The sequence below is a fragment of the Thioclava sp. F28-4 genome, assembly GCF_002020045.1.
Taxonomy (GTDB): Bacteria; Pseudomonadota; Alphaproteobacteria; order Rhodobacterales; family Rhodobacteraceae; genus Thioclava; species Thioclava sediminum.
Genome location: NZ_MPZQ01000009.1, coordinates 101,301 through 128,217 on the forward strand (window position 1 = coordinate 101,301; position 26,917 = coordinate 128,217).

Consider the following 26,917-nt stretch of genomic DNA (forward strand, 5'->3'; position numbering starts at 1 on the left):
ATCCGCCGGTCTATCGTTTTCGCACAGCCCCTTGTGCAAGCGAGTTTGCCATGCCCCTCACCGTCCCAAAGCGCAGAGCCCGGTTACGTGTCGGCGCACTCGCCGCACTCTGGGCTGCCGCGGGACAGGCGCAGGCCGAAAGCTTCCTCGACCCCGCAGGTCCGGTGGCTACTGCACAGGTTACGCATCTGCGCATCATCCTGATCGTCATGGCCATCGTCGTGATCCCGGTTTTCGCGGCTACCCCGTGGCTGATCCGGCGCTATCGCTATGGCCGCTCGAAAGGCGACTACCGCCCCGACTGGTCTTTCTCGACCCTGTTCGAATGGCTCGCGTGGGGCGTGCCGGTGATGGTTGTGCTGATCCTCGCAGGCTATCTGTGGGAGCGAACCCATAACCTCGATCCATACAATCCCGTGCCCGGTGCGAGTGGCAAACCGCTCGTCGTCGATGTCGTGGGATACGATTGGAAATGGCTGTTCATCTATCCCGAAGAGGGTGTGGCCAGCGTGGGCAAGCTGGCCTTCCCCGCCTCGCGTCCGCTCGAGCTGCATTTGACCTCCGACACGGTGATGCAGAGCTTTCTGATCCCGCGGCTCGGCAGCCAGATCTACGCGATGAAGGGGATGCGCACCAAGCTGAACCTTGCCGCAGATAGCCCCGGCACCTTCGAGGGGCGCAACACGCAATATAACGGCGAGGGGTTCTACACCCAGACCTTCAAGGCGAGCGCCATGAGCGACGCGGCCTTCTCGCGCTGGGTTTCGAAGGCGAAGGCCAGCGGCCTGCCGTTCGACGCCAAGGTCCGCGATGCGCTGGAGGCGAAAAGCAACAAGGTCGAACTCGCGCGCAAGCTCGACCAGCCCACGGGGCAGCCGATCCTGTTCTCGACCGCGCCCAGCGCGATGTTCGACGAGATCGCCGGCCTGAAGGAGACGGCACAATGAATACGTGGAGCGATGATGTCTGGGGCTTTCCCTTCGGTCGGCTGACATGGGACGCGCTGCCGGTCATGGATATCTTCAAAGCCGACGGGCGGACCGAATTGCTGTCCGGAATTACCGGGACGGCGGCGGCGGGCATGGCCGTGCTGGGCTTCGTCGTCGTGGTGATCCTGATAACGGCGAAAGGCTGGTGGCGCCCGCTCTGGAGCGAGTGGCTGACCTCGGTCGATCACAAGAAGATCGGCATCATGTATATCGTCTTCTCCTTCGTGATGCTGGCGCGAGCGCTGGCCGAAGCCTTCGTGATGCGCAGCCAACAGGTTGTAGGCCATGATGGCGGCGGGATCGTGATGCCCGACCACTTCGCACAGCTATTCACGACTCATGGCACGATCATGATCTTCTTCATGGCGATGCCCTTCCTGACGGGGATGATAAATTTCGCGATGCCGCTGCAGATCGGCGCGCGCGACGTCGCCTTCCCGGTGCTGAACTCGGTTTCGCTGATGCTGACCATCGCGGGAGGGGTCATCTTGATGGTCTCGCTGGTCCTCGAGCCCTTCTCGACTGGCGGATGGACAGGGTATCCGCCCTATACGGAGCTGTCCTACAATCCCGGCGCGGGGCCCGATTACTGGATCTGGGCGGTGACGCTGTCGTCGATCGGGTCGACCTTCACGGGGCTGAACTTCGCGGTCACGATCTACAAGAAGCGCTGCCCCGGCATGACGCTGATGCGGATGCCGCTGTTCACCTGGACGTCGCTCTGCACCTCGATCCTGATGATCTTCGCGATGCCGCCGCTGACCATCGCGACCGCGCTCCTCGCGCTCGACCGCTACATGGGCTTTCACTTCTTCACGAACGGCGGTGGCGGCAACATGATGAACTACGCCAACCTGTTCTGGCTTTTCGGCCACCCGGAGGTCTATATCCTCATCCTGCCCGCCTTCGGGATCTGGTCCGAAGTGTTCGCGACATTCTCGGGCAAGACGCTCTACGGCTATACCGCGCTGGTGATCGCCACGATGGCAATCGCGGTGCTGAGCTTCACCGTCTGGGTCCACCACTTCTTCACGATGGGCCAGAGCGCCAATCTGAACGCCGCCTTCGGGATCGCGACGATGCTGATCGGGGTGCCGACAGGGGTGAAGATCTACGACTGGATGCTGACGATGTATCGCGGTCGGGTGCGGATTTCAGTGCCGATGCTCTACGCCATCGCCTTCCTGTTCCTGTTCACCATCGGCGGGTTGTCGGGCATCATGCTGGCGAACCCGACGATCGACTACCAGACCCACAACACGCTTTTCCTCGTCGCGCATTTCCACAACATGCTGATCCCCGGCCTGCTTTACGGGATGATCGCGGGCTATACGATGTGGTTTCCCAAGGCCTTCGGGTTCCGGCTCGACGAGAAATGGGGCTACCGCGCCGCGTGGTGCTGGATCCTCGGCTTCATGGGCGCGTTCTTCCCGCTCTACGTGCTGGGGCTGATGGGCATGCCGCGCCGGATGTCGGGCTATTTCACCGGCGAGTGGCTGCCTTGGACGATCATCGCATTGGGGGGCGCGGTGGTGATCCTTGCCGGGTTCCTGTCGCTGATCGTGCAGCTCTGGGTTTCGGTGCGCCACCGCAAGCGCCTCGCCGTGCCGGTGGGCGATCCGTGGGACGGGCGCTCGCTCGAATGGGGGATCCCCAATCCAGCGCCGGAATGGAACTTCCCCGCCCTGCCCCGTGTCGAGGGACGCGACGCCTTTGCGACGCTGAAAGCTTCGGGCCATGATCTCGGCCCGCCCGAGGACGGGTTCGAAGATATCTGGCTCCCGAAGAACGCGGCGTTCGGCCCGGTGATGGGTGCGCTCGGAACGGCGCTGGCCTTCACCCTGACATGGCATATGTGGTGGGCAGTTCTGCCGCTCGCGGCGCTGGTGCCGCTCGTCATCATCGCGCAGGGCTTCCGCCGCAACACCGAGAAGCGCATCCCCGCCGAAGAGGTCCGCAAGGAATGGCGCGCCTTCCGCGAGCTGGCCGCCCGCACGCCGCGTGTGCCGCGCAGCTCGGAATACACCCGAGACAACCGCGGCCACGCCATCCCGATGTCGCAGGAGGCCGCGCGATGAGCCAGACCACCCGCCATCCCGGCCTCAATCTCGGCCAGAAACACCAAAGCGCCGATGACCGCGCCGAAACCGAGGTCTTCGGCTTCTGGGTCTTCATGATGTCCGACGCGATCCTCTTCGGGCTATTGATGGCGACCTACGTCGTGATGCGGCCCAATACGAACGGCGGCCCCGGCCCGCAGGAGCTGTTCGAGCTGAAGTCGATCTTCATCGAGACAATGCTGCTCCTGACCTCGTCAGTCGCGATCGGGTTTTCGCATCTCGCACTCAAGCACGAGCCGCGCCCGGTGAAGATGGTGCTGTGGCTGCTGGTCGCGATGGCGCTGGCGCTGAGCTTCGTGGGGTTCGAGATCCACGACTTCCTGAAGATGTTCTCCGAGGGCGGCACGCCTGAACGCAGCGGCTTCCTGTCGGCTTTCTTCGCGCTGGTGCCGCTTCACGGTCTGCACGTGACCTTCGCGTGCCTCTGGGCGGTCGCGATCCTCGTGCAGATGCTCGTTTACGGTCTCGACGACCGGGTGAAGCTGTCGATGGTGCGCCTCGCCGTGCTCTGGCACTTCCTCGACATTGTCTGGATCGGCATTTTCTCCATCGTCTATATCGGGGGGCTGGCATGAGCGAACATGACGAAAGGCGCCAAGAGGCCCGCAGCTACCTGATCGGCTATGCGCTTGCGCTGGCGCTGACCCTGCCGATCTTCGCGCTGGTGGCGTGGGATCTGCTGCCGAAAGTGGCGATCTGGTGGGCGACGGGGGTGGCCGCGATCGTGCAGATCGTGGTCCATTTCCGCTTCTTCCTGCATATCCGCCTGAAGGGTCAGAAGCAGGAAGACCTGCATCTGATCCTCTTCACCACGCTGATCCTGCTGCTGATGGGCGGCGGCACGCTGTGGCTACTATGGAACCTGCACGCTCGGATGGTCTAAGGCGGGTCAGGCCCCGAAGCGGCCGATCTCGAAGCCAGCCTCGGTCAGGTGTCCGCGCAGTGCCCGCGCCATCGCCAGCGCCTCTGCCCCGTCGCCATGCAGGCAGACCGTGTCAATCTTGCAGGGGAGGTCCTTGCAAGACGCGGTTGCAATAAAGGAAAGGAGTTTTCTGCCTTGCGGGAGAGCTCAGGCCCGTCCGAACTCCGTGCAGTCGTAGTCGCTTGCGGCTATTGACCATGAAAAGTTATTTCACAAACCAGCAATGATCCTCCCAGACCGGGCACCCGCGTAACACAGACCAACGTCTCAGGTAGGTTATCGAACAAGCCTGTTACACGCACCTTGAACGATTTCAATGACTTATCCGACGCGTAACGCGGTAACGCGCGTAACGCCGGAAGTAAATATATAGGTGGAGTCTTTTCTGGATCGAAGTGGATGGAGGAACCACTCACTCTCTCTATGTATATTCATCTCATAGAGTGTTACATACATACCTAGATAGAGATTTCTGTTTTATTTCAATTGCTTGCGCGCGTAACGCGCCCTGTAACACGCGTAACAGCTGTCACAGCATTGAAATCGTTTACTTTTTTCGGAATCGCCGGTGCCCGATTGGCCCATTTCGGGCTCTCAGGCTGCATTTTGGTCAAGATGGCGAGGGCGGATAACACTAAAAAACCCTTCAAGAGCAATGTTTTGCGGGAGACCTTCTGCAATTGATACTATGGGCGCGGCGCGGCCGCCCCCGCTCTCGTGGTTGTCTGTTTCGCAATCTACCCGGATCGATGAGCAATAGACCGAGCGTGCCCGGAGGTGGGCACGAGATTAGGGGCTCCCTCCCCCCCACGCGACGAGGCAGTTCGGTTTGCCCTAGGCGGAAACGGTGCCGAACCGGAAAATTTCACCCGGAGTCAACAGGCCTTAAATGGCGCCCGCGTGGATTGAGGCGCAAGAAAAGCAGCAGCGGCAGCGGCAGAGAGAATGCTGGAGAGAAGGACGCTTCACCCCCATGTATCTGGGGGCGGTCACTGCGGGGAGTGCATCCGCGGGCCCATCACCCGCGTCGGAATATTCCTGTCCGGCTTCGTGCCGCGCTGATGCGCGCGCACCATCACGATCTTTCCGCTCTTGTAGCGCCGTTCATGCGCGCTCACCCAATGCTCGGTCGGCGGGTGGCGGCCGGCGGCCTGCTCACGCTCAAATTCGCGCCGCGCTGCCTGCTCGCGCAGATGCGCATCTCCCTCCTTGCCGATCCGGATCGTCACATGGGAGCGAAGGTTTTCTGTGAGCCAGGTCTTGCCGAATTTCGCGGCGGTCTTGCGCTCTCCCGGCGACAGGCTGTCGCGCTCCTCTCGCTCAATCCCGTTCTCCGGCGAGGACAGGAGCGCGAAGAGCACGAAGCCGAGCACCATGTCATAGGTCAGGTGACTGAGTTCGTTATTCACCATCCCCTGAAGATCCTTCTGGGAGGTGTTCTTCTGGGCGAAGAGGTCGAACATGTGCGGATGCGGGCGCCAATCGTAGGTGTCGAGGAACTCTCCGCGAACCGGGTCGCGCGGGAAGACAAGATAGATCAGCGGATCGATGATCCCGCCATCGGAGTCGCTTCTGAAGAGCGAAACCTTTAGGGCACCGGGATCGCGCAGATCGTAGAGATAGCCTCGAAGCCCGGCATCCTCGAGCGCATGTCGCGGCAGGTTGGTGCCCTCCCGTCTCGCGCGATCGGCGATCAGCATCCGGTGATCGTGCTCCACCCAGACGAGATCGGCGGGAAACTCGACCTCGCGCATATAGGACGCTGCCAGATCGGCAGCCGCGCGGCCCGTATCGCTCTCCTGCACCTCATCACGCAGACTGTCGACGTAATTCGCGGCGCGGCCGTCGAGCAGGTAGATCTTGGACTGGCTGAGATCATCGATGACCGACTGCCGGAAATGCCGGGCTTTCTGGATCGCGGTCGGATCTCCGAGATATTGCCCAACGAGGTCCAGGCGATCCGCCTTGCCATCCTTGCGCGACAGATAAGTCCCGTAATTGGCGACGATCGCCTTGTAGAGTATCGCTTGCCTCATCGCCCCCTCCTCACCCGGCCTGCACGCTGGAGGCATACTTCCATTTTGCAGAGGATTTCGGAAGAGCGCAGGCGACCATCTCAATTCACCTAGGGCCTTCGAGGTCACGAAGCGTATTCGTCCCCCTGCCAGCCAAAGATCGCTTTAGGCTCCATACCAAGAAGCAAGAGCATCTCCCGCGATCATTCTGGGAGGTCTGGACTGGAACTCCACACGCTTCCTCAAAATCCGGCCCACCCATGCGCAGCTCTTAGGTTCTTTCGTGTCACGCGAGCCCAAGTCGATTTCTGAAATTCTTTTTCCGGCAGAGAATTACGGATTTTCTTGAGGAGCGGCCACCGACATATGTGACGTGCGGGACTCGGGCGGAGCGGCGATCGAGTTTTCCACAATAATCGCCCCGATTTCGCCCCAAACCCCCGCTTTTCGCGCTTTTCCACCCTGCGCAAAACGCGGTGCAGCAGTATATTCAAGCTAAGCTCCCAAGCGGCGCAATTCAAAATGAACAAGACAGAAATAACACGCTTCTTGCGTGAATGAAGGAGGCTTGCCATGTGCATGAGCCATCATATCCACGAAGCACGATACGCTAGGCTCGAGAAGCGCTTGGGCCTTATCGTCCCCGCGGCAGATGATACGCAGATCGCGACGCAGGAGACCTGCTGAAATGGCGCGACGCCCTCATGAAATTAAAGTCCGGCTTTCTGATGGCGAGATGAAGCTCATCGAAGCGAGGGTGAAGGCAACAGGATGCAGGACGATCGCAGATTACTTGCGACGGAGCGCTACTGGCGAATTGCCGCAACCGACAAACCGCGACGCTGAAATCGCGGAGGCGCTCGGTCAGCTTTGCTTCGCCGTCAACCGGCTCGATGCGAAATCGCAGAGCGCCTGTCGTCAGCTCTCGAGGAACGTTCAAGAGCTTACTACGGCGATCTACAAGTGGGCGGGTTTCTGACGATGCGTGCAATCACGAAACGGCATTCTGATGCGAGCTTCGTAGAGCATTACGTTCTACGTGACGGCTCGGAGCCCATAGGCGGCACTCTTGTCATCTTCGGCCGTCACGATGCCCGAAAGCAACTCAGTCAACTGGTTGACCGGCACGGCTATCTGCACATCACACTCTCGCTTCCGCAGGGTATGCGCGCTGAAGACGCGCTCTGGCTTCAGATCGTCATCACGCTCCTCGAGCTTATGGACTTTCGGCCGATGCAAGTTCCATGGATCGCCGTGCGCCATACGGATGCGACGTGTGATCATATTCACATCGCTCTGGCGCTAACGACATTGGCAGGCAAGACGCTGAAGCCGAACCTCTCGCGCAGGGCTACGGATCACCGGCACCAAGAACTCGCAAAACTTCTCGGCCTACCGGCCCCCGAATATTTCGACCCGAAATTCCCGACGTTGCGTCCGCCGACCCCGATCCGGAATCTAAAGTCAAAAGCCGCGCAGATTACTTATCGCGCTCTTACGCGCGTCTTCGGGGCGAACCCGCCGCTCACGCTCGACGAAATGGTCACGCAGCTGAAAGCCGGCCCCGAGCCGGTCCGCTTTTCCCGGATGCCCACGAAATCAGGCCACGACAGCTATGTTTTCTTGACCGAGAGCGGCGCTGTGCGCGGAAGCGAGCTTGGCACGGCGTGGCAACCCAAACACCTGCACGCGCGGATCGCTCACGCCATGGCCCTGTCGGCCGCGCGCTTGATTATCAACCTGCGACCTATCCAACCCCAACTGAAAGAACTTATGAATGCCGCAAGAGCCGAAATCGCTGAAACCGAGGTCACGCTTCAAAGTCCTCGTAGATCTCTGGAAGTCGATCGACACGAAAACCGATCGCTTGATGTCGCTTCTGGATCTGCTCGACTGGATGAAGCAAAACGCATCGGACATTGGGGCACGGATCCTCGAAGCGTTGTCGCTGATGAACGAGGAGCTGCGGATGCTCCGCGCGCTCCGTCTGCGGCAAGAAGAAGCGGAGAAGGAGCGTCGCAAGCAGATGATGGATCTGTCGGCACGGCTGGAGGCGCAAGACGCGCGGCTGGACCGGATCGAAAGAAAACTCGACCTGCTTCTTCGCACGATGAGGCTTCCGATGCCCTGACCTACGGCGCTTGGCTCACTCGTGCCCTGGCTTGGTTTAGCGCGAACTTTAGTGGGTGGACGTGGGTCGGCCGCCCGGAACATCGTGCAATCGATATCAGGCTTGGCAGCGAAGTGGTGCGGCTCTCGGACGGAGGCCTCGAAGTTCTTAAGGACGGCCCCGACGCTCAAAATCTCGCAGATAAATTCCAGAACATCGGAGCGGCGTCTGCCTCCCCAACTCCTGAGGAGCTGGACCTTAAACCAGATGACTGCGCCGACGGTCTTGGCTTTGGTTGAGTGCCCTTCCAACAGAAGAATGAATAACCCCGTGTATCATGGACGCCTTCTTCGCTAGTTTCGAGGCAAGGAGGCCGTGATGACAGCGCCACAAATCACCTTGTTCGCGATCCTCGGCGCAACCCTCTCGCTGTTCTTATGGGGGAAACTTCGCCACGACCTGGTTGCCTTGGCTTCGCTGATGGCCTGCGTCTTGACCGGATTGGTTCCGGCCGATGCGGCGTTCGCGGGATTTGGTCATCCTGCCGTGATTACGGTGGCCTGCGTTCTGATACTAAGTCAGGGGTTACAAAATACTGGGGCGGTAGACTGGCTGGCGGGGGCAATTCTACCTTCCGAGGCAAAGCGTCTGACCAGCATGACGGCGCTTGTGGCTCTTTCGGCTGTTCTTTCTGGCTTCATGAACAACGTCGGAGCGCTGGCGCTTCTCATGCCGGTCGCGATCCGGCTCGCAGGGCGGCTGGACATGACACCGGGGCAGATGCTGATGCCCCTGGCCTTTGGCACGATCCTCGGCGGCATGACCACGCTGGTCGGCACACCGCCTAACCTGATCGTCTCGGGCTTTCGCGCCGAAGCCGGATTGGGGCAGTTCGGTATGTTCGACTATGCCCCCGTAGGTGTGGCGGTCGCCTTCGTCGGCGTGGCTTTCATCGCGCTTCTGGGATGGCGCATCGTGCCTGCGCGCAAACCGATGAGCAAGGCAGGTTTCGACACTGGCAGCTATCTGACCGAGGTTCGGGTGCCGGATAAAAGTAAGGCCGTGGGACTGACCCTGCGCAAGTTCGAACGCGGGATTGAAAAAAGCGGCGCGCAGATCATCGGGCTAATCCGCAACGACGTGAGGATGACCGCGCCACATGGCGGACGGCGCATACAGGCGGACGACGTTCTGATCCTGGAGGCCGAAGCTCAAGAGCTGGGCGAAGTATTGTCGGCCTTCGGCATCACGCTGGAAGAGGAAGAGAGCGGGTCGGCGCGAGCGGAAAGGAAAGCCGGAGAGCCGACGCCACAGACCGCAAACGACGAAGCCGAGAGCAACAAGTCCGCCGAGGACTCCGATGCAGCGACGAAGCCTTCGGATCGCGACGAGGATATCGTGTTGCGCGAATTCGCAGTGCTGCCGGGTTCCACGATCGTCGGGCAGTCCGCGACAGACCTGCGGCTGCGGACGCGCTACGGACTCAATCTTCTGGCCGTCTCACGCGAAGGGCGTCCCCCGCGGACGCGGCTGCGCACACTGGAGCTGAAGCCTGGCGATCTGCTGATGATGCAGGGGCCCGCCGAGATCATGGCTGATTTCATGAACGAGACCGGCTGCGCGCCTTTGGGAGAGCGCGATTTGCATCTTCCCAATGCGCGAATGGCAATCATCGCCAGCACCCTCTTGCTTGGCTCTATCGCTGTGGCCACCTTCGGCCTGCTGCCGGCATCCGTGGCCTTTACGTTGGGGGTTCTGGGCTCGATGCTCCTGCGAACCGTGCCGCCCGGGCAGGTCTACAAAGCCATCGACTGGCCAGTCATCGTCCTGCTGGGATCGCTTATCCCGGTGGCCGGCGCGATGCAGACCACTGGCGCGGCAGATGTTCTGGCGCGTTTTCTGGTCGAGACGATCGCACGCGGGAACGCCATCGCGGCTCTGGCGGCAATTCTGGTCACCACGATGTTCCTATCGGATTTGATAAACAATGCGGCCACGGCAGCGGTGCTGTCGCCAGTTGCCCTGGGCATCGCCGCCTCACTCGACGTGAACCCTGACAGTTTCCTGATGGCCGTGGCTATCGGCGCATCTTGTGCTTTCCTCACGCCGATCGGCCATCAGAACAACACTCTCATCCTCGGGTCAGGCGGCTTTCGCTTCGGCGACTACTGGAAGCTTGGACTGCCGCTCGAGGTGATCGTCGTTGCCGTAAGCTTGCCGCTGCTGCTGATCGTCTGGCCACTTTAAGCCCAGGCGAGCACAAGCGAAACGAAACAACGAGATTATCCAAATCTCCCAAAGTTCGATTGCCGACTGCTAAGGAAAGCACTGAGGTTTCGACTATGCCATGCCGCGCGTCGGACCGTTCACGCGGCACCACAAGGCAGAGCTTTTGATCAGGTTGATGCCGAACTCAGGGCATGGCGGTAGCGCCAAGTCAACTCACGTTGAGCTTAACGCATCATTGTCAACTTCCAAGCATCTACCTCAAGTTCTGAGTTTATGCGCTAGGTCGGTCACTTCGTCGCGCCTCCTATGCAGCCGATCCGTAACCTCACCAGCTTTTTTTGTTATTCGGCAACTCAACCAACGCTTGGGACGCACGCGGTCATCGGAACCAAGATTGAGCGCGCCATAAGCTCGACGAGCATCAATATCCCGCGTCCTCAAGCTGGCCCCCTGCCGATCAGTTCGGACCAGCATGGAGTGAGAGGATCACCGTAGTGTTTACACATCCATCGGTCCCCGTCCTAGCGATCGCCTCACTTTTGCCCCTGCTGAGTATAGGCACTAAAGTTGTGACACACTTCGGCTCGGCAACCTCAAATCGCACCGCTTCGCGAAGGCGACCTGTTCCAGTCCGGATCTTCGCGTCTAACCTTGAAAGTATTCCACAGTCCGGCCGGAACGCCGGCCAGCAGGCCGATCATACCCGAGACAGCGAAGGCTTGCCATCCAACCCAGTCAAAGGCAAGGAAAGCTGTTAATACCGCTCCAGCAATACAGAGCACCCAGAGCGGAACGAAAAGAAGTCTCCATCCGTATTTCATGGCGTGTCTCCTTTGTTCTCAAATGCTCAACAAGCGCCAGGCAATCTTGGTTCCTGAAATGCTCGAATGTCCAAAGCTCTAGCTGCACTTGGTTACCCGGCCATTGAAGCGTCAATGGTCTCCCGAAGTCCCCCCCCAGCGCGCGAGCCGCAAGGTGAAGTTCCTTTACGATTGGTATGTCTAGCCTCTTTGACGGAGCCCGCCCCCTCTTCACGCCGGACGCCACCTGTTCAAGACCAAAGGATGTGCAGCACCCCTCCCCCGATGGCGCTCCCGATAACAGCGGCCAGCCCAACAAGAATAGTAACCCGCACCTCATGAGCGCGGCGCAGCGCTTCGGCCTGCCTGTGAATTTCCATGCGTGCGATCCAAACTTCGTGCGGATGACCCTCCGCTCCGAGTGATGAGCTGAGGTAGAGATCCGCGAGCGGAAAGCCCTTCACGCGTTCCACTGCCGTTTTGACATCTTCGGCCCGGCTCATGTCCAAATCTTCCAGGGCCGTCTCGACCATTCTTCGGGAGACAACCGGGTCGACTTGCTTCTCGTCCACATAAATATCCATGCCAAAGCCTTCGATCATAAAATCTACAGCAAAACAGTTTGCCGTAAGTCTGAGCGATGCTCAAAATCATGCTCGCACAATCGTCCGCAGACGACCCAGACAGATTAGTGAATTGTTCCTTCCGGTCCACCTCAAAATCCATCGGCACCCTTTTCCCCGAAATCCGCGCCATACCTCTTTCGGACCCATTCGCACGGTTACGGCGTTGCTCCAACGTGAACGCGAGGGCCTGATTGAGAAGAGAGAGATGGAGTGGTTAGTCGACAACCAACAAGTTGTTAGCATCATCGTGCAGATCGTCACCGCGATGGTCTGGTTGATCTATCTCCAGCTTATACTCCAGAACTTCCGGCGCGAGCGGCGCTCGAAGCTGCTGTTGACCCGGATTGCCGGCGGACACGAGCACGGACATTTAATGCTGGGGAATATGGGGGCCGAGCCTATCTTTGTGAAAGCCTTGTTGGTCGACCTCGAAGTCGACGAAAAGACCTACCACTCCATTGCCAGCGACACCGGAGGCTTCGCACCCTTTCCCGACACGGAACCCGGCAGATCCGTCAAGGGTCCGCTGAAAACCGCAGAGTATCGCGACCTCGGACAGATCTCAGATTTGGTGAGCGTGGCTCTGGAATACTCCGAAATTCCTGAAGGCGCGGAGAACATAGAGTCGGTCGTCTTCACAGTGTTGGCGGAAAACGGCCGCTCCAACATGCTGACAGCAGGGCAACTCAGTTTCGACGTTTACCACGCAGGTGAGCACCAACGTTACCTGCCACAGACCCTCTCTACCGTGCAATTGCGAAGCTTCCGCAAGCGTCGCGAGTTGTCGTCCCGCCTCGAAGAGGTGCTGGAGCAGGAAGCACGCGCGTTCCTCACAGCCGATGACGGCAACCGACGCGTGCGTGGTGCGAGCCCCTCCTCGCTCCGCCATAGCTAATGAGAGCTGGTGAGTCCATGTAGGGTCGAATGACGCCACCGAATGCAGGCGAGGTCACCCCCTTCACGGGAGCGTCGCGCGGATGCCCAGGCGAACCATAAGCGGAATACGAATAAACTCTTGGCTCGGACCGCGCGGAGGCCTTTCACGCCCGGCGGCGCCCCCGCGCAGTCGGGAATATTCATCCTGCGGAGCCGTTGCATTCTCGCTGAGAGAGAATGCTAAACAATCGTTAAGCGGGGAAAGCAAATCCGGCGCAGCTGAGGGCAAAGCCAAAGCAGGTCCGTCAGCGGTTCCGCAGGTGATCGAGCGAGTGAAGCGGCTCACACGAGGCAGGCAAACGATTACACTTAGCCAATTAACCGAAGAGATCGGGTCCCAAGGTCACGCGCCGCTGCTGATGATCGCCTCGATCTTCATGATCCTGCCGATCGGATTGATCCCTGGTATTGGGGGAGCACTCGGATCGCTAGTCGCACTAATCGGGCTTCAAACGCTCCTAGGACGGAATGGCGTCTGGTTACCAGAATTCTTCGGGAAGCGCGAAATATCGGCAGAACGTGTCCACACCGCAGCTGCAAGACTGAACCCCGGCGCTGCTTGGCTCCGTCGACATTTACATCGCAGATGGGAGCCCCTCGCCTGCGGTAGCATTTCGGTCTCGGTGATTGCAGTGATACTCATCGTCACTGGAAGTTCGTTGCTCATTCTCGGGGCTATTCCCGTCGCCACTCCTCTAATCGGGCTTCCCATCGCAGTATTCGCGGTCGGAATATTGGGCCGTGACGGCATTGTTGTCGCAGCGGGTTATGTTCTGCTGTTCATCGCTGGCGGAACTGTATGGATAATGCGCTGAACCGGACCATGTCACGGATCGTTTTCCTAGCGACGAGATGGACTTTGACTGTGCAAGCAGGAACTTGGTTTGCCTACTTCTCGTTTAACACAAGGACCGAGACGGGTCAGTTGAAAGCCGGAGGCGCTCGATGACAACGAAGGACGCACGCGAAAACCCCGACGGCAAGGCGAACTCTGGTTCGGCAGAAGCAAGCCAGCTGCGCGAGACGATCGACCGCGGCGGCACCGGCGACAAGGTGGCATTTAGCGACCCCGCCGCCGCGCCCTTGGGGACCGATGACGAAGCGGCCGGAACGTCCCCCTCGCTTCGACAGGTGCGCATGGCACAGGAACATGAAGGACGACACGGAGTGGCGGAGAACCGCAAACCCGGGCCCGCGGAAATTAATGGTGGAATGAGTCGGTGGGCGCTGCTCGCCATTGCCTTCGTCGTCCTATTCGTTTCCGCAGTCGCCTGGGTCGCTATTAGCTAGACCCCAAAAAGCCCCGCGACCAAAGTCTCCCAAGAGGTGGACCAATCGAAAGTTTGCGGAAACCGAAGCGACGCCCGCGTGTTGATTATCGTAGGTCGGCGATCACTGAGATACGCTGAAACCGTGCACAAAACTTAGCTCCCTGATCGAACTCGCAGGAGGCATCCTCTTGAAATATGCAAATTTCGTTCGAAGCCTGATCGAGCACCCAATTTTGGCTGACTACTTTTTGGCTGACTACTTGATGTCAGGCATGGCCTTTTCGCTACCGACGGCGCGAACGCCAACTGCAGACTTACACTTTCTCATATCCAAGCATTCTCTGGGGTGGGAGCGACTTCCCGCAACTCGCTTCAGTCATCCCGGCAAGGAGCCTGCGCTTCGGCGCGGGGCAGGCGTCGGCTCTATGATCTGGCCTGGACGACACAATGGTTCTCGCAATGCGAATTCTTGAACTCATTCGAGAGGCGGTCGCCAAAGGCCCTCAATGGCTCGGGCCTGTGATTATCTTAATTGGTGCGCTTTTGCTCTCGTTGCTAGTGCATTGGGCGGTCTTTCGTATCCTTAGGAGGTGGGTAGAGGCCGATAATGGCATCGCGGGCTCATCCTTGCGGCAAGCGAAAAGACCGATGCGGCTGGCTTTCGTTCTCGCGGCATTGGCGATCACTGTCCCTCGCACCGATCTGCCTTGGCGGATACAGGACGTGTTGGGGCACATATTTCTGATCCTGCTGATCGTTCTGATAGGTTGGACCTTCATCCTCGTAACCCAACGATTGAGCGACCGCGTGATCCGTCGCCAACGGATGGACCTGGACGACAATCTCGCCGCACGCAAGCTCGTCACGCAGTTCCGCGTGTTACGGAGAACCGCCACGATCCTGCTGGTGATCTTTACCGTCACGGGTGTGCTACTGACCTTCGAGCCAGTGCAGAAATATGGCGGAAGCCTGTTCGCCTCCGCAGGTGCGGCGGGCCTGATCCTCGGGCTGGCAGCGCGACCTGTTCTCGCAAACCTGATTGCGGGCATCCAGATCGCCATCACCCAGCCGATCCGGTTGGAGGATGTGGTGATCGTGGATGGCGAGTGGGGCTGGATCGAGGAGATCTTCGCCACATACGTTGTTGTGCGGATCTGGGACTGGAGACGGATGCTGGTGCCGCTTAGCTATTTCATCGAACAGCCCTTTCAAAACTGGACCCGTGAAAATGCGTCGATCATTGGTGCCGTGCATTGGTATCTCGACTATACGGTGCCTACGACCGAGGTCCGCGACAAGCTCGAAGAGATCGTTCGCGAGTCTCCGCATTGGGACGGTCAGGTGATCAACCTTCAGGTCACGGATGCGGACAAGGACGCCGTCGTGCTCCGTGGCTTAATGAGTGCGCGCACCTCACCGCAGGCTTGGGACCTGCGTTGCGAAGTGCGTGAAAAACTCATCGCTTGGCTACAGGAAGCCTACCCCGAAGCGCTCCCGAGGCTCCGCGCGGAACTCCTTTCATCACCGACTGATACGGGCGCGACGCCAGCCTGATCCGCTTCCGACGCCAGGAGAAATGCCATGGATGACGATACAGACTTTTTGACCATCGCACTGCTTGGCGGCGCGCATGTGCATCTGCCGGACCACCTGCTGCAGATGAAGGCGCGGGGCTTTCGCGTCGGGTTTGTGCATGACCGTGATCTCGAGCGGCGCGACCGGCTTTGTGCCGAGCTTGACGCCGAGCCGCTCACGACGCTCGACGAGCTTGTCGGCTTGCAAGCAGCGGGTGCCGTCGTCTGCAGCGAGACAGCCCACCATGCCATCGATATCGGAGCGGCGCTCTCAGCGGGACTCCCGGTCTTTTCGGAAAAGCCACTCACCGGCAGCGCTCGCGACGCCGAGGCCTTGGCGCAGCAATCAGCCAAGGCGGGAGCAATATTGCACACCGCGTATTTCTTCCGGACCCTCCCCGCCCTGCGCAAAGCGAAAGACTGGATTTCCGAGGGGCGTCTGGGCACGGTGCGATCGGCGAGGATGCTGTTCAATCATGACGGCGGCTATGCGGATTGGCTGGATCTCGACTGTTGGATGACCGACCCGGAGCTTGCCTGCTACGACGGGTTCGTCGACGAGGCGGTGCACGCGATCGACGCTTTGCAGTGGATCTTGGGCCCCGTCCGCAAGGGAAATGCGGTTCACCGGCAACGCGCTGGGGTGGCCCTTGAATGATCACGGCGCCGCAATCCTTCGCTTTGCGAGCGGCGCTACCGGCGTCGTCGAAGCGGGCTGGACTGACACCCGGATGCGGCTCGAGTTGGACCTCGTGGGCGACGCCGGAGCGATTTCGCTGAAGAATGGTGAGATGACTCTGACACTGCGCGGGGCCGAGAGTCCGACCGAGTGCGTGGTGCTCGATCCGCTCGATGCGGGCACCGGCATCGTGCCCTTTCTGAGCGCGCTTAAGGGCCGTGCCGCACCGGGGTTGGTCTCGGCTGGCGAGGCGGCGCGCGTCAACCGGGTTCTGGACGATCTCGGGCTTCGGCTCAACTGAACACGCGAAAGGAGCACGACGATGGATTATGGACTTCACGGCAAAACCGCACTGGTCACGGGCGGTGCCTCGGGTATCGGCAAGGCCGCCGCCAGAACGCTGCTGGCCGAGGGCGCGCAGGTTATCCTCGTGGATCTCAAGGGCGACGAGGTGTCCCGCGCCGCCAAGGAGCTCGGCCGCGGCACCTGTGCCCTTCAGGCCGATCTGCGCGATCCAAACCAGATCAAGGGTCTCGCAGCAACCACGCAGGAGCGCTTCACCATGCCGGACATTCTCGTCTGCGCGGCCGGTGTCACCGGCGCCAAGGGGCACCCGCTAGAGATGACGGACAGCGACTGGCATGACGCGTGGGAGAGCGATTTCATGTCGGTCGTCCGCACCGTGCGCGCCTTCGAGCCGACGATGGAAAACCGTGGCTGGGGTCGGGTCGTAATCCTATGCTCCGAGAATGCGGCGCAGCCTTATGAAAACGAGGCCGTCTATAATGTCGCCAAAGCGGCCCTTCTGAATTTCGCCAAGGGGCTGAGTGGAGTGGCCGCGCGCCGGGGCGTGCTGGTCAATTGCGTCTCCCCCGCCTTTATCGAGACCCCCATGACCGACGGGATGATGACCCAGAAAGCTGAGGCGGAGGGTGTCAGCCGTGATGAGGCCGTCCAGAGCTTCCTGAAGTCGGAACGTCCCTGGTTGGCGCTGGAGCGGCGTGGAAGACCGGAGGAAGTGGCCGCAGCCATCGCCTTCCTTTGTTCCGAACAGGCCAGCTTCGTCGTCGGCGCCAACTACCGTGTGGATGGAGGCTCCATCGCCGCGATTGCTATTTGATAGTCAAAGATTGGACAAATATTAAGAAACGCATCACCCGCTAGATCGGCATCACTATGATCCTGCGTGACCTCGAGACGGCTTCCGCGACCCTCTAATTTCGGCAGGATCGTCAAGCGTTTGGCTCTGATTTTCGCGAAATTTCTCCGCTGCCGTGAGCGCCCCTTACGTTTGCGCATCTCTGGCAGCTCAATGATTGCAGCCCAGAAAACCTGCCCCCCTCCACAGGAACATCCCTGATCAGCTCGCGTTGTGGTCAAAAGCAATTGACCTAGGAAAATTTGATCTAAGAGGAGGCTGTCATGGCTGGCGCGACAGGGCAAACGGTTCAAACAGACATTCCCGCTCGTATGGATCGATTGCCGTGGTCTCGGTTCCACCTGACGATCATCGTCGCGCTCGGCGTCACCTGGATTCTCGACGGGCTTGAAGTCACCCTCAAGGGGGCCGTCTCCAGCGTCCTTCAAGAGCCCGAGAGCCTCGGCTTCACGAGTTCGCAGATCGGGATGATCGCGTCCTTCTACATCACCGGGGCGGTTCTTGGCGCGCTCTTGTTCGGCTATCTCACGGATCGTTTCGGGCGTAAGATGTTCTTCTTCATCACGCTCGCCGTCTATCTCGTCGGTGCACTCCTGACAGCCTTCTCCTGGAACCTGTGGAGTTTCGGGGCTTTCCGGTTCATCACCGGTCTTGGCATTGGCGGCGAATATGCCGCGATCAATTCGACGATCGACGAGATGATCCCTGCCCGCGTGCGCGGTCAGGTCGCGCTTGGCGTGAATGGGTCCTACTGGCTCGGTGCCGCGCTCGGCGCGCTATCGACAATCGTGCTGCTCAACCCAGACTATCTCCCGGTCGATATGGGCTGGCGTCTCGGTTTCGGCATCGGGGCAGTGCTTGGCGGCATCATCCTCTACATGCGCCGCCATCTTCCCGAGAGCCCGCGCTGGCTCGCCACGCATGACCGGCTGGATGAGGCCGAGGATATCGTGAGCGACATCGAGAAGCGCACGAGCGAGCAAACCGGCGAAGAACTCTCAAAGGTGCCGGACGACGACAAGATTAAGATCCGGCCGCAGAAATCCTTCTCTCTGATAAAAATTGTCAAAGCGATGTTCTCGACGCACCGGAAACGGGCGTTGCTCGGCCTCGTCCTGATGAGTTCGCAGGCGTTTCTCTACAACGCGATCTTCTTTACCTACGCGCTCGTTCTGTCGAACTTCTTCGACGTCCCCTCAAAGAGCACTGGGCTCTATCTCGTGCCCTTCGCCATCGGCAACTTTCTTGGCGTGATCGTTCTGGGTCGGCTGTTCGACAAGATCGGCCGCCGGGTGATGATCTCGCTCAGCTACGGCCTGTCCGCAGCCATCCTGATGGCTACCGGTTACATGTTCGCCCAAGGCTACCTGACCGCCATTACGCTCACGGCGCTCTGGTCGGTGATCTTCTTCTTCGCCTCGGCAGCCGCAAGCTCCGCTTATCTGACGGTGAGCGAGGTCTTCCCGCTTGAGACACGTGCGCTCGCGATTGCAATCTTCTATTCGATCGGCACCGCGGCTGGCGGCATCGTTTCGCCCTGGGTGTTCGGTATGCTGATCGATACTGGCTCCGCCTGGAACGTGTTCTACGGCTACCTCTTCGCCGGTGCACTGATGACAGTGGCCGCCGTCACTGAAGCGGTCATCGGTATCGATGCCGAACAGGAGTCCTTGGAGGACGTGGCAGATCCTCTCTCCGCCGAGGAGGCGAGCCAGTAACGGACCTGTGCCGGAAACCGCGAAGCCAGCGACCCGAAACATGAGCATATGTCGATGCCGAGCCGTGCGATCGCCATGCGCGCGCGGCTCGGGCGCGGTTTCCGGGGCTGAGAACCATGTTATTGCAGCAGGGAAACCTGGTGAATCGTTTGTTCGACATTCTCGACGCCCAGCCCAATGACGACTGAGACGCTGAATGTCTTCTAGTCCTCCAAAAATGCTGTTTTGAGCCTCACCAGCATTGAGACGGATCGACCCGCATTTCTTCATTCAGAGGTCGTTCCGCGTTCCTTTTTGAGGCGAACATAGGCCGCATATCCGACCTTTACCGGCGAATATCTGGTGACGTTTTCTACGAACTCTCCCTCGAAAGGGTCATCAACCTTCGGCAGTTGGTCCACATTCTTGTCCGCTCGCAACCCACCTGAATATTCAACTTTGATCTTCATGATTTCCTCGCCACTCCCTTTTTCCATTGCAGCCGACTGCGGCCCCCTATGCGCCAGATAGTCAGTCGAAGCGCGCATCAATAATCCTGTCCGCGATCCGCGCGGCGTTGGCGAGGATCGTCATCGCCGGGTTGACACCGCCACCTGTGGGCATGAGTGAACCATCGCAAATCCAGAGATTATCGACATTCCACACGCGCCCCATATCGTCGGTGACCGAGGTCTCGGGATCGTCACCCATCGGGCAGCCACCCATCAAGTGTGCAGTGCTCTGCGTTTCAAACAGATTTTTGCCACCTGCAGCACGCATCATTCGTGACATGAATTTCCTCCCATGTCCCTGCAGACGCCTGTCATTGTCGCAAAAAGAATGCGTGACCTTGGCTCGTGGGAGCCCAAGTTCATCCGTCTCGTCAGCCAAGGTCACGCGATTGTCGACCTGTGGCATCGACTCTCCGACCATCTTCAGCCCGGCCATCCGATTGTAACGCCCCATGGCTTCGAGCAGGTCATCCCCGAACATTCCCGTAGATGAAGTCAAAGTCCCGGCGAAATCTCCGGGCAACGGTCCCTGGCTCATGAAGGAATAACCACCATCGAAATTTTTGCTCGGGTCGTCGTCGGCATAATTCCAATGCTCACAGGTCGCCATCGATGGGGGCCCCTTATACCAACGAATTTCCTCGTCGAACTCGCCCCATACGGCGTCGTTCGCATGCACCATGAGATTGCGCCCCACGAGTCCGTCTGCATTGCCGAGACCCTGGGGATGCTGAGCAGTCGACGAGTTGAGCAACAAGCGCGGTGTTTCGATCGAATAGCCTGCCGCTACCACATTCTCAGCCTTCTGGAAGCGCCACTTCCCATCGCGATAGTAGCTCACCCCGGTCGCGCGCCCGTCTGCACCGGTTTCGATCCGCCCCACCATCGCCAGATCTCGCACCTCGGCGCCCGCCTTGATCGCGCGCGGAACATAGGTAATCAGCATGCTCTGCTTGGCGTTGATCGAGCAGCCGATCTTGCACATGCCGCGATAGGCGCAGGGCGGCGATTTCCCGCGCGGTGCGGAGACGGTGCAAAGCGGAGTCGGCGCCCAGTCGACGCCAAGCGCCTCTGCCCCGCGCGCCAACACCAGACCGGCTTCGTTTACCTCATGCTCGCGATAGGGATAGCGCCCGCGATCGGGCCCCCACGGGTAGCGGATCGGCCCAGAGATCTTCAGCGCCTCCTCGACCTCGTCATAGTAGCGCCACATCTCACGCCAATCGACCGGCCAGTCGCGACCGTAGCCCAGTTTCGAGCGGGCCTTAAACCATTCGGGGCGGAAGCGCAGCGACACCATCTGGAAATGCACCGAGGATCCGCCGACCGCGCGCCCGGAATTGTTTGCGCCCAACTCGATCGGATCGTCGCCATCCGAGATCCGCGGGTCGAGCCAGTAGAGCTTCTCCTGCTCGCGCTCGTCGGACGCGAAGTCTCGCCTGGGCTGGAAGAAGGGACCGGCGTCGAACAGCACCACCGACATTCCGGCCTCGGCAAGCTTCGCGGCAAGAACCGATCCGCCGCATCCCGCACCGACGATCACGAAATCGACCGGCGCGCTCTGAGAATATTCGCGCATCGGCACCTGCCCTTCGCGCTTGAATACGTCCGGGGCCTGGCCGTTCACCGCGCGGGGGCGATCATTGCGGGGCGCGTCTTGTGTCATGCCTGGTCCTCCCATGTTCCGAAGGGCGCCTCCCAAGGGTCGATCTGGCCGGCTTTGAGTCGGACATAGCCGCGTGGCGATGCCGGGCCGCCATAGCCGATCTCGCTCATCCCGGCAGGAGCGCTGTAATAGATTTGCACGATCCGCTTGAGCAGAAGCGCGCGGAAGAATTTCTGCGGCGGCATCTCCTGCCATGCCTCGGGCGCGCGACAGTCGCCGCGATCGATGGCGCGCAGCAGGCGCGCCTGCTCGGGCCGGTCGAGCTCGCAAAATCCGCGTCCGTCGAACGCCGCGCGCGCCTCGGCGTCGATCGCCTCAAGCCCGCGCAGCCATGCCTCGCGCTCGGGCGGCATCGTGGCGAACCGCGTGCCGGTGCCGCGACCTGCGTGCAGGGCCGCATCGATGAAGGGCGCGATGGGCACGGGCTCGGGGCGGCGCTGCGGGATCACCACCGCGCAGAGCGCCTCCAAAAGAGTGAACTGTTTCGGGTCAAGAAAGCGGCGCGGCGGCGGATCACGCCGCGCGCGCAGAACCTCGCGTGTCTGGTCGTCGAAGGACGGGCTCTCCCATTTGTCGAGCACGTCATAGCCGGGATACGGGGTGCGGAACGATTGGCTCATATCGCTGCCCTTTCCATGTTCTGGCGCGGTTGATCCTCCCCCACCGCGAGCAGATCGAGCGCCGCGCGCCCGGTCTTGCCGAGCCCCGCGAAGCTGATCGGCGCGGGCATCGGCGGCCCCGCCAGCGTCGTCTGTCGCCAGTTGCGCCACCCTGCCGAGTTACGCGCGACGCCGAGGGCGTGAAAGCCGGTGCCGACATAGCCAAGCCCCTCGACCGCACGCAGCAGGAAGGTAAGCCGACGCCGGAACTGACGATGCGGATAGATCGCCTGCGCCATCAGCCCGGCAGCGGTAAGCGGCGGCAGCGTGACCGGCAGATACATCGCTTTGTCATGGAACGCGCCGCGGAAATGCAGCAACGTGACCTCCCCGGATTCCGCCACCAGCGCGAGCGCGGTGAGGAAGGCCAGTTCGCGCCCGTGCAGATGCTCGTAGCCCTCGGTCTGGGCCATCCGGTGGGTCACCATCCCGAACAGGCCGCTCATGATCAGTGCCCCGGGCGCGCCAAGCGGGGCTGCGTAGAACAGGTTGTTCCACGAGACCCCGCCGGGCCGACGGCTGATGTTGCGCAGGTGAAACCCCATGCCGGCAACCCCAATCCCGACGGAGGTGAGATGCGTCGCCTCCAGCATTCGGCCACGCTTGCTGCGCCGAGGTTCCGCCAAGGCGGCGGCCATCGCGGTCGCCCCTGTCAGCGGGGCGACATACATCTCGTCGCGGCGAAAATCGCCCCGCAGATGTTCCAGCGCACTATCGAAGAGGACGCTGGCACCCATGATTGCGGCCCCGTCCCGCCCGAGCCGCAGCGCCTCGCGCTTGTTGCGCGACCGCTTCACCGGGTTGGCGGACCGCGGGCGGCGCGCGGCCATCCCGGCGGCGACGAGACCAAGGCCCACGCCCGCGACGATGGCACCCAGCCCGATGCCGCCGACGGGGCGCCGGGTGCGGCGTCGAAACGTGTCATATATCTTGTCATGGGTCATTGCGCGTTCCCTTTCCTCCTGCCGAAACCTCTCTCGTCCCAGCGCGAGACCATGCGCCGGGATCTGTGCTTAGGCCTGTCGGAACCGCTCTGCCTCCCGCGGGCGTAGGCGCAGCCCGAAGCCCGGTTCGCCATTGTCGCGCAACTGGCCGTTCTCAGGCTCGGGCGCGCCGTCGAACAGCATCCCCTCGATCCGGACATGGTCGTGAAACCATTCGAGGTGGATTGCGGGCAGCGCGGCGAGGCAGGCGTGCAGATGCAGCGCGGGGGCGCAATGGGCAGACAGTGGCACCTGATGCGCGGCGCTGAGCGCGGCCACGCCCATGAAGCCCGTGATGCCCGCGCAGCGCGTGGCATCCGCCTGCAGCACATCCACCGCCTCCGCTTCGAGCATGTGGCGGAAGTAGCCGATATTGAAACCGTATTCGCCCGCCGTGACATTCATCCCGGCCGGCACCCGGTCGCGGCACAGGCGCAGCCCTTCGAGGTCATCCGAAGAGACGGGCTCCTCGTGCCATTCCACGCCGAAGTCGCGAGCGCGCTCTGCCAGCGCCAGCGCCTCCTTGCGGTTCTGTGCGCCATTCGCATCCATGAACAGCCGACAGTCGGGGCCGATAGCGTTGCGCGCCTGTTTCAGCCGGTGGGGATCGCGCTCGGGCTCGCGCCCGACCTTGATCTTCACCATCGAAAAACCCTCGGAGACCCAACCCTCGAGCTGGCTGCGCAGCTGCCGGTCGCTATATGAGGTGAAACCGCCTGAACCATAGGCCGGGATCGTATCGCGCGCGCGTCCCAGAAGGGCCGCCACGGGCTCGCCCAGCAGCTTCCCCTTGAGGTCCCAAAGCGCGGTATCCACCGCAGCGATCGCCATCGCGACGGGACCGTCGCGCCCGATATTTCGCGTGGCATGGACCATCGCCAGCCAGAGCTTCGCTATGTCGAGCGCGTTGCGCCCTTTCAACTGTGGAATGAGAATGTCTCGCACGATCCCCGCCGTCGCGGGGGTCGTGTAGCTGTAGCCAAGACCAGTCTCGCACCCGGCGGAAATGGAGACGAGAACCATCGAGGTCTCGCCCCATTCCAGCGTCCCGTCGGATTCCGGCGCATCGGTCGGGATCGTCAGGGCGGAGACGTCGACCGCCTCGATCAGCGGGTCGGAGCCGAGGGTCATCTCAGCGGTCCGTGACGCGCTTGATCGTCTGCTTCACGATGCCAGCCGTTTCGGAGTCACCGTGGACGAGCGCGCTCATGAAGGACTTGGCCTGATCCATCGTGATATGGGGCGGCAGCGTCGGCACGTCCGGATCGACAGTGGCGTGAATCACGGTCGGGCGATCCGCCGCGAAGGCGGCCTCCCAGGCGGGGCCAATCTCCTCGGTGCGATCGATCCGAAGCCCTTTGAGGCCCAAGAGCTCCGCGTAGGCGGCCATGTCGATATCGGGCACGTCCTGCGTCTTGTCGACACGAGGGCTGTCGGCCATCGCGCGCAGCTCCCAGGTCACCTGATTGAGATCCTGATTGGCCAGCACGCAGATCACCAGCCGCGGATCGGCCCAGTCGCGCCAATATTTCGAGACGGTAATTAGGTCGGTGATGCCCAGCATTTGCATCGCGCCGTCGCCCACGAAGGCCACCGCTGCGCGATCAGGATAGCAAAACTTCGCGGCCACTGCATAAGGCACGCCCGGGCACATCGTCGCCAGCGTCCCCGACAGCGAAGCCTTCATGCCCCGGCGAATCTTAATCGCGCGCGCCAGCCAATTGGCGGAGCTGCCCGAATCCGCCGACAGGATCGCCTTATCGGGCAGCCGCGAGGACGCCTCCCAGAACAACCGCTCGGGATTGACGGGATCGGCGCTTTCCTTGACGCGCTTCTCGACGCCCTCCCACCACTCGGCAGTCTTCTTCTCGATCTTCTCGCGCCACGACCGGTCGGTCTTGGGCTTGAGACGCGGCAACAAGGCCTCCACCGTGTCGGCGGCATCGCCCACAAGGTTCACGTCCATCGGATAGCGCATCGACACCATTGTCGGGTCGAGGTCGATCTGCACCGCTTTCGCCTGCCCTTCCTTGGGGAGGAATTCCGAATAGGGGAAGCGCGAGCCGATCATCAGGAGCGTGTCGCATTCGCGCATCATCCAGTCAGAAGCCTCCGTGCCCAGAAGTCCGATCGAGCCGGTCACGAATGGCAGATCGTCGGGCAGTGCGGCCTTGCCTAGAAGCGCCTTCGCGACGCCTGCACCGAGCGTTTCGGCAAGCTGGGTGATCTGTGTCTCGGCGCCGATCGCACCTGCGCCAACGAGAATGCCGACCTTTTCGCCCGCGTTCAGAATATCCGCTGCGGCAGCGAGGTCCTTGTCCGCCGGAAGCAAGCGGGGCGCCTGATAGCCAACGCCACTGTGGACGGTGCCATGGGCATGGGGCGGCGCTTCGACCGCCGGGGCCTCCTGCACGTCATTAGGGGCGATCACGCAGGTCACGCTGCGCCGCGCCTGTGCGATCCGGAGCGCCCTGTCGATCAGGTGGCGCGCTTGCCCCGGCTCCATCATCGTGTGGACATATTCGCTCGCCACATCCTTGAAGAGCGATTGCAGGTCGACCTCCTGCTGGTAATTGCCGCCAAGCGCGTTGCGTCCCTGCTGGCCGACGATCGCAAGCACTGGCTGGTGGTCTAGCTTGGCGTCGTAGAGCCCATTGAGCAGATGGATCGCGCCGGGGCCGGAGGTCGCGAGACAACAGCCCACCTCGCCGGTCCATTTCGCATGTGCCACTGCCATAAACGCGGCGCTTTCCTCATGACGTGCCTGAACGAATTCGATCTCGTCATCGCGTCCGAGCGCTGCGACGAGGCCGCTGATTCCGTCTCCGGGGAAGCCATAGATGCGGGTGATGCCCCATTGCTTGAGGCGAGTAAGAATGAAATCGGCAACGGTGTCGGACATGAAGAGTTCCTCCACAGTTCGGGGTGAATAGGAAAAGGAAACGGGCTTGTTTCGCTCAGTGTTCCGACAAGAGCCTGTGAGGAGGCCCCAGTAAAAGAAACGCAGGAACATTGCGGCGCGCATCCGGTTGGTCCGTTCAGACCCACCCAGAAAGGAGCCGGTTATGAATTACCCCAAACCTCCCTTCCCCAAGCAACCGCAGTCCCTCCCCGGTTCGACCGAGAAGATGGAACCGCGCCCCGATCATGGCGAGCAGAGCTATGTCGGGTCGGGCAGGCTCGAGGGCATGGCCGCCCTCGTGACCGGCGCAGACAGCGGCATCGGTCGCGCCGTAGCGCTGGCCTATGCGCGCGAGGGGGCCGACGTGATGATTTCCTATCTCGAAGAAAACGACGAGGCCGAAGAAACCCGCCGACTTGTCGAAGAGGCGGGCCGACGCGCCTACGTGATGCCGGGCGACATTCAGAACGCCGACCATTGCCGCGCGCTGGTCCGCGACACGCGTGAAGCCTTCGGCCGTTTCGACATTCTCGTCAACAACGCGGCGCACCAGATGCATTTCGACGAGATCGAGGACATTTCCGACGAGGAATGGGATACGACCTTCCGCACGAACATCCATTCGATGTTTTACCTGTGCAAGGCCTCTGTCCCGGTGATGGAGAAAAATGGCGCGATCATCAACACGGCCTCGATCAACTCGGACAAACCGAACCCGGGCCTTCTCGCCTATGCGGCGACAAAGGGCGCGATTCAGAACTTCACTACGGGGCTTGCCCAAATGCTGGCCCCGCGTGAGATACGGGTAAACTGCGTAGCGCCAGGGCCGGTTTGGACGCCGCTGATCCCCTCGACCCTACCGGAGGACTCGGTCGCGCATTTCGGGGAAGACAAGCCGATGGGCCGACCCGCGCAACCCGCCGAACTGGCATCCGCCTACGTGATGCTCGCCGATCCGCGCTCGAGCTACACGTCCGGCGCGACCGTGGCGGTCACCGGCGGGATGCCGATGATCTAATCAAACGCGCGGGCCCGTCAGACATTTGCGGCGGCCCGCGCGGATTTCTC

The 26,917-nt window shown here is 61.1% G+C and carries 26 protein-coding genes; 16 read left to right on the top strand and 10 right to left on the bottom strand.

Features of this window, described 5'->3' with window-relative positions:
* Nucleotides 1–50: 50 nt before the first annotated feature.
* From BMI87_RS17405 to BMI87_RS17420, 4 genes are read left to right on the top strand one after another with little or no spacing between them, the layout of a single operon-like run.
* Nucleotides 51–947: a cytochrome ubiquinol oxidase subunit II gene (locus BMI87_RS17405; protein WP_146681652.1), complete on the top strand. Its 897-nt coding sequence runs from the start codon at nucleotides 51–53 to the stop codon at nucleotides 945–947.
* On the top strand, nucleotides 944–3,067 hold the full coding sequence (locus BMI87_RS17410) for a cbb3-type cytochrome c oxidase subunit I (RefSeq protein WP_078522886.1): 2,124 nt from the start codon (nucleotides 944–946) through the stop codon (nucleotides 3,065–3,067). The genes BMI87_RS17405 and BMI87_RS17410 overlap by 4 nt, the downstream gene beginning before the upstream one ends.
* Nucleotides 3,064–3,684 (top strand): cytochrome c oxidase subunit 3, encoded by a 621-nt coding sequence (locus BMI87_RS17415; protein WP_078522887.1) that lies wholly within the window; start codon nucleotides 3,064–3,066, stop codon nucleotides 3,682–3,684. The genes BMI87_RS17410 and BMI87_RS17415 overlap by 4 nt, the downstream gene beginning before the upstream one ends.
* Nucleotides 3,681–3,992 carry a cytochrome o ubiquinol/quinol oxidase subunit IV gene (locus BMI87_RS17420; RefSeq protein WP_078522888.1) on the top strand — a complete coding sequence of 104 codons (312 nt, stop codon included), beginning with the start codon at nucleotides 3,681–3,683 and terminating at the stop codon, nucleotides 3,990–3,992. Before BMI87_RS17415 ends, BMI87_RS17420 begins: the two co-directional genes overlap by 4 nt.
* Before the next feature lie 6 nt (nucleotides 3,993–3,998).
* Here the strand turns inward: BMI87_RS17420 and BMI87_RS22235 are convergent, their stop codons facing one another.
* On the bottom strand, nucleotides 3,999–4,145 hold the full coding sequence (locus tag BMI87_RS22235) for a LamB/YcsF family protein (RefSeq protein ID WP_146681657.1): 147 nt from the start codon (nucleotides 4,143–4,145) through the stop codon (nucleotides 3,999–4,001).
* An 875-nt stretch (nucleotides 4,146–5,020) separates the two neighbouring features.
* Entirely contained in the window at nucleotides 5,021–6,067 is a 1,047-nt protein-coding gene (locus BMI87_RS17425; RefSeq protein WP_078522889.1) for a hypothetical protein, read from the bottom strand.
* Between the two features lie 667 nt (nucleotides 6,068–6,734).
* Here BMI87_RS17425 and BMI87_RS17430 point away from each other — a divergent pair.
* The 3 genes from BMI87_RS17430 to BMI87_RS17445 all read left to right on the top strand — a co-directional run bounded on the left by BMI87_RS17430 (nucleotide 6,735) and on the right by BMI87_RS17445 (nucleotide 10,403).
* Entirely contained in the window at nucleotides 6,735–7,025 is a 291-nt protein-coding gene (locus BMI87_RS17430) for a hypothetical protein (RefSeq protein WP_078522890.1), read from the top strand.
* Between the two features lie 2 nt (nucleotides 7,026–7,027).
* Complete coding sequence (locus BMI87_RS22240) at nucleotides 7,028–8,455, top strand: relaxase/mobilization nuclease domain-containing protein (RefSeq protein WP_146681653.1); 1,428 nt, start codon at nucleotides 7,028–7,030, stop codon at nucleotides 8,453–8,455.
* A gap of 79 nt (nucleotides 8,456–8,534) precedes the next feature.
* Entirely contained in the window at nucleotides 8,535–10,403 is a 1,869-nt protein-coding gene (locus BMI87_RS17445; RefSeq protein WP_078522893.1) for an SLC13 family permease, read from the top strand.
* Between the two features lie 575 nt (nucleotides 10,404–10,978).
* Here the strand turns inward: BMI87_RS17445 and BMI87_RS17450 are convergent.
* The gene (locus BMI87_RS17450; protein ID WP_078522894.1) at nucleotides 10,979–11,206 is read right to left on the bottom strand and encodes a hypothetical protein; all 228 of its coding nucleotides are present in this window, start codon (nucleotides 11,204–11,206) and stop codon (nucleotides 10,979–10,981) included.
* A 230-nt stretch (nucleotides 11,207–11,436) separates the two neighbouring features.
* The gene (locus BMI87_RS17455; protein WP_146681654.1) at nucleotides 11,437–11,769 is read right to left on the bottom strand and encodes a hypothetical protein; all 333 of its coding nucleotides are present in this window, start codon (nucleotides 11,767–11,769) and stop codon (nucleotides 11,437–11,439) included.
* A 247-nt stretch (nucleotides 11,770–12,016) separates the two neighbouring features.
* Here BMI87_RS17455 and BMI87_RS17460 point away from each other — a divergent pair, with 247 nt between their 5' ends.
* The 8 genes from BMI87_RS17460 to BMI87_RS17495 all read left to right on the top strand — a co-directional run bounded on the left by BMI87_RS17460 (nucleotide 12,017) and on the right by BMI87_RS17495 (nucleotide 19,148).
* Nucleotides 12,017–12,706: a hypothetical protein gene (locus BMI87_RS17460; RefSeq protein ID WP_078522896.1), complete on the top strand. Its 690-nt coding sequence runs from the start codon at nucleotides 12,017–12,019 to the stop codon at nucleotides 12,704–12,706.
* Between the two features lie 208 nt (nucleotides 12,707–12,914).
* Nucleotides 12,915–13,562: an exopolysaccharide biosynthesis protein gene (locus BMI87_RS17465; protein WP_256376245.1), complete on the top strand. Its 648-nt coding sequence runs from the start codon at nucleotides 12,915–12,917 to the stop codon at nucleotides 13,560–13,562.
* Between the two features lie 130 nt (nucleotides 13,563–13,692).
* Nucleotides 13,693–14,037, top strand: coding sequence for a hypothetical protein (locus BMI87_RS17470; RefSeq protein ID WP_078522898.1), 345 nt, complete (start codon nucleotides 13,693–13,695; stop codon nucleotides 14,035–14,037).
* A gap of 428 nt (nucleotides 14,038–14,465) precedes the next feature.
* A complete protein-coding gene (locus BMI87_RS17475; protein WP_246832731.1) occupies nucleotides 14,466–15,572 on the top strand; it encodes a mechanosensitive ion channel family protein in 1,107 nt (368 codons plus the stop codon).
* Nucleotides 15,573–15,599: 27 nt separating this feature from the next.
* Complete coding sequence (locus BMI87_RS17480) at nucleotides 15,600–16,250, top strand: Gfo/Idh/MocA family protein (RefSeq protein WP_078522899.1); 651 nt, start codon at nucleotides 15,600–15,602, stop codon at nucleotides 16,248–16,250.
* Complete coding sequence (locus BMI87_RS17485) at nucleotides 16,243–16,572, top strand: hypothetical protein (RefSeq protein WP_078522900.1); 330 nt, start codon at nucleotides 16,243–16,245, stop codon at nucleotides 16,570–16,572. Before BMI87_RS17480 ends, BMI87_RS17485 begins: the two co-directional genes overlap by 8 nt.
* Nucleotides 16,573–16,593: 21 nt before the next feature.
* Nucleotides 16,594–17,391: an SDR family NAD(P)-dependent oxidoreductase gene (locus BMI87_RS17490; RefSeq protein WP_078522901.1), complete on the top strand. Its 798-nt coding sequence runs from the start codon at nucleotides 16,594–16,596 to the stop codon at nucleotides 17,389–17,391.
* A 302-nt stretch (nucleotides 17,392–17,693) separates the two neighbouring features.
* Nucleotides 17,694–19,148 (top strand): MFS transporter, encoded by a 1,455-nt coding sequence (locus BMI87_RS17495; protein ID WP_078522902.1) that lies wholly within the window; start codon nucleotides 17,694–17,696, stop codon nucleotides 19,146–19,148.
* A 266-nt stretch (nucleotides 19,149–19,414) separates the two neighbouring features.
* Here the strand turns inward: BMI87_RS17495 and BMI87_RS17500 are convergent, their stop codons facing one another.
* The 6 genes from BMI87_RS17500 to BMI87_RS17525 form a co-directional block, all read right to left on the bottom strand.
* Nucleotides 19,415–19,597 (bottom strand): hypothetical protein, encoded by a 183-nt coding sequence (locus BMI87_RS17500; RefSeq protein WP_078522903.1) that lies wholly within the window; start codon nucleotides 19,595–19,597, stop codon nucleotides 19,415–19,417.
* Between the two features lie 61 nt (nucleotides 19,598–19,658).
* Nucleotides 19,659–21,320, bottom strand: a complete 1,662-nt coding sequence (locus BMI87_RS17505) for a GMC family oxidoreductase (protein ID WP_371326892.1) — start codon at nucleotides 21,318–21,320, stop codon at nucleotides 19,659–19,661.
* Entirely contained in the window at nucleotides 21,302–21,925 is a 624-nt protein-coding gene (locus tag BMI87_RS17510) for a gluconate 2-dehydrogenase subunit 3 family protein (RefSeq protein WP_078522905.1), read from the bottom strand. The genes BMI87_RS17505 and BMI87_RS17510 overlap by 19 nt, the downstream gene beginning before the upstream one ends.
* The gene (locus BMI87_RS17515) at nucleotides 21,922–22,908 is read right to left on the bottom strand and encodes a hypothetical protein (protein ID WP_078522906.1); all 987 of its coding nucleotides are present in this window, start codon (nucleotides 22,906–22,908) and stop codon (nucleotides 21,922–21,924) included. Before BMI87_RS17515 ends, BMI87_RS17510 begins: the two co-directional genes overlap by 4 nt.
* A 69-nt stretch (nucleotides 22,909–22,977) precedes the next feature.
* Nucleotides 22,978–24,078 (bottom strand): enolase C-terminal domain-like protein, encoded by a 1,101-nt coding sequence (locus BMI87_RS17520; protein WP_078522907.1) that lies wholly within the window; start codon nucleotides 24,076–24,078, stop codon nucleotides 22,978–22,980.
* A gap of 1 nt (nucleotide 24,079) precedes the next feature.
* On the bottom strand, nucleotides 24,080–25,849 hold the full coding sequence (locus tag BMI87_RS17525) for a thiamine pyrophosphate-requiring protein (RefSeq protein WP_078522908.1): 1,770 nt from the start codon (nucleotides 25,847–25,849) through the stop codon (nucleotides 24,080–24,082).
* A gap of 163 nt (nucleotides 25,850–26,012) precedes the next feature.
* Between BMI87_RS17525 and BMI87_RS17530 the strand changes: the two genes are divergently transcribed.
* A complete protein-coding gene (locus BMI87_RS17530) occupies nucleotides 26,013–26,867 on the top strand; it encodes an SDR family oxidoreductase (RefSeq protein ID WP_078522909.1) in 855 nt (284 codons plus the stop codon).
* Nucleotides 26,868–26,917: the final 50 nt, after the last annotated feature.

What these genes read in the sequence shown, in the direction of transcription:
- BMI87_RS17475 (WP_246832731.1), top strand. Translation starts at nt 14,466, where the DNA reads ATGGTTCTCGCAATGCGAATTCTTGAACTCATTCGAGAGGCGGTCGCC.
- BMI87_RS17420 (WP_078522888.1), top strand. Translation starts at nt 3,681, where the DNA reads ATGAGCGAACATGACGAAAGGCGCCAAGAGGCCCGCAGCTACCTGATC.
- BMI87_RS17425 (WP_078522889.1), bottom strand. Translation starts at nt 6,067, where the DNA reads ATGAGGCAAGCGATACTCTACAAGGCGATCGTCGCCAATTACGGGACT.
- BMI87_RS17470 (WP_078522898.1), top strand. Translation starts at nt 13,693, where the DNA reads ATGACAACGAAGGACGCACGCGAAAACCCCGACGGCAAGGCGAACTCT.
- BMI87_RS17520 (WP_078522907.1), bottom strand. Translation starts at nt 24,078, where the DNA reads ATGACCCTCGGCTCCGACCCGCTGATCGAGGCGGTCGACGTCTCCGCC.
- BMI87_RS17430 (WP_078522890.1), top strand. Translation starts at nt 6,735, where the DNA reads ATGGCGCGACGCCCTCATGAAATTAAAGTCCGGCTTTCTGATGGCGAG.
- BMI87_RS17460 (WP_078522896.1), top strand. Translation starts at nt 12,017, where the DNA reads ATGGAGTGGTTAGTCGACAACCAACAAGTTGTTAGCATCATCGTGCAG.
- BMI87_RS17410 (WP_078522886.1), top strand. Translation starts at nt 944, where the DNA reads ATGAATACGTGGAGCGATGATGTCTGGGGCTTTCCCTTCGGTCGGCTG.
- BMI87_RS17415 (WP_078522887.1), top strand. Translation starts at nt 3,064, where the DNA reads ATGAGCCAGACCACCCGCCATCCCGGCCTCAATCTCGGCCAGAAACAC.
- BMI87_RS17500 (WP_078522903.1), bottom strand. Translation starts at nt 19,597, where the DNA reads ATGAAGATCAAAGTTGAATATTCAGGTGGGTTGCGAGCGGACAAGAAT.
- BMI87_RS17455 (WP_146681654.1), bottom strand. Translation starts at nt 11,769, where the DNA reads ATGGATATTTATGTGGACGAGAAGCAAGTCGACCCGGTTGTCTCCCGA.
- BMI87_RS17490 (WP_078522901.1), top strand. Translation starts at nt 16,594, where the DNA reads ATGGATTATGGACTTCACGGCAAAACCGCACTGGTCACGGGCGGTGCC.
- BMI87_RS17480 (WP_078522899.1), top strand. Translation starts at nt 15,600, where the DNA reads ATGGATGACGATACAGACTTTTTGACCATCGCACTGCTTGGCGGCGCG.
- BMI87_RS17510 (WP_078522905.1), bottom strand. Translation starts at nt 21,925, where the DNA reads ATGAGCCAATCGTTCCGCACCCCGTATCCCGGCTATGACGTGCTCGAC.
- BMI87_RS17495 (WP_078522902.1), top strand. Translation starts at nt 17,694, where the DNA reads ATGGCTGGCGCGACAGGGCAAACGGTTCAAACAGACATTCCCGCTCGT.
- BMI87_RS17515 (WP_078522906.1), bottom strand. Translation starts at nt 22,908, where the DNA reads ATGACCCATGACAAGATATATGACACGTTTCGACGCCGCACCCGGCGC.
- BMI87_RS22240 (WP_146681653.1), top strand. Translation starts at nt 7,028, where the DNA reads ATGCGTGCAATCACGAAACGGCATTCTGATGCGAGCTTCGTAGAGCAT.
- BMI87_RS17405 (WP_146681652.1), top strand. Translation starts at nt 51, where the DNA reads ATGCCCCTCACCGTCCCAAAGCGCAGAGCCCGGTTACGTGTCGGCGCA.
- BMI87_RS17445 (WP_078522893.1), top strand. Translation starts at nt 8,535, where the DNA reads ATGACAGCGCCACAAATCACCTTGTTCGCGATCCTCGGCGCAACCCTC.
- BMI87_RS17530 (WP_078522909.1), top strand. Translation starts at nt 26,013, where the DNA reads ATGAATTACCCCAAACCTCCCTTCCCCAAGCAACCGCAGTCCCTCCCC.
- BMI87_RS17450 (WP_078522894.1), bottom strand. Translation starts at nt 11,206, where the DNA reads ATGAAATACGGATGGAGACTTCTTTTCGTTCCGCTCTGGGTGCTCTGT.
- BMI87_RS17525 (WP_078522908.1), bottom strand. Translation starts at nt 25,849, where the DNA reads ATGTCCGACACCGTTGCCGATTTCATTCTTACTCGCCTCAAGCAATGG.
- BMI87_RS17505 (WP_371326892.1), bottom strand. Translation starts at nt 21,320, where the DNA reads ATGGGAGGACCAGGCATGACACAAGACGCGCCCCGCAATGATCGCCCC.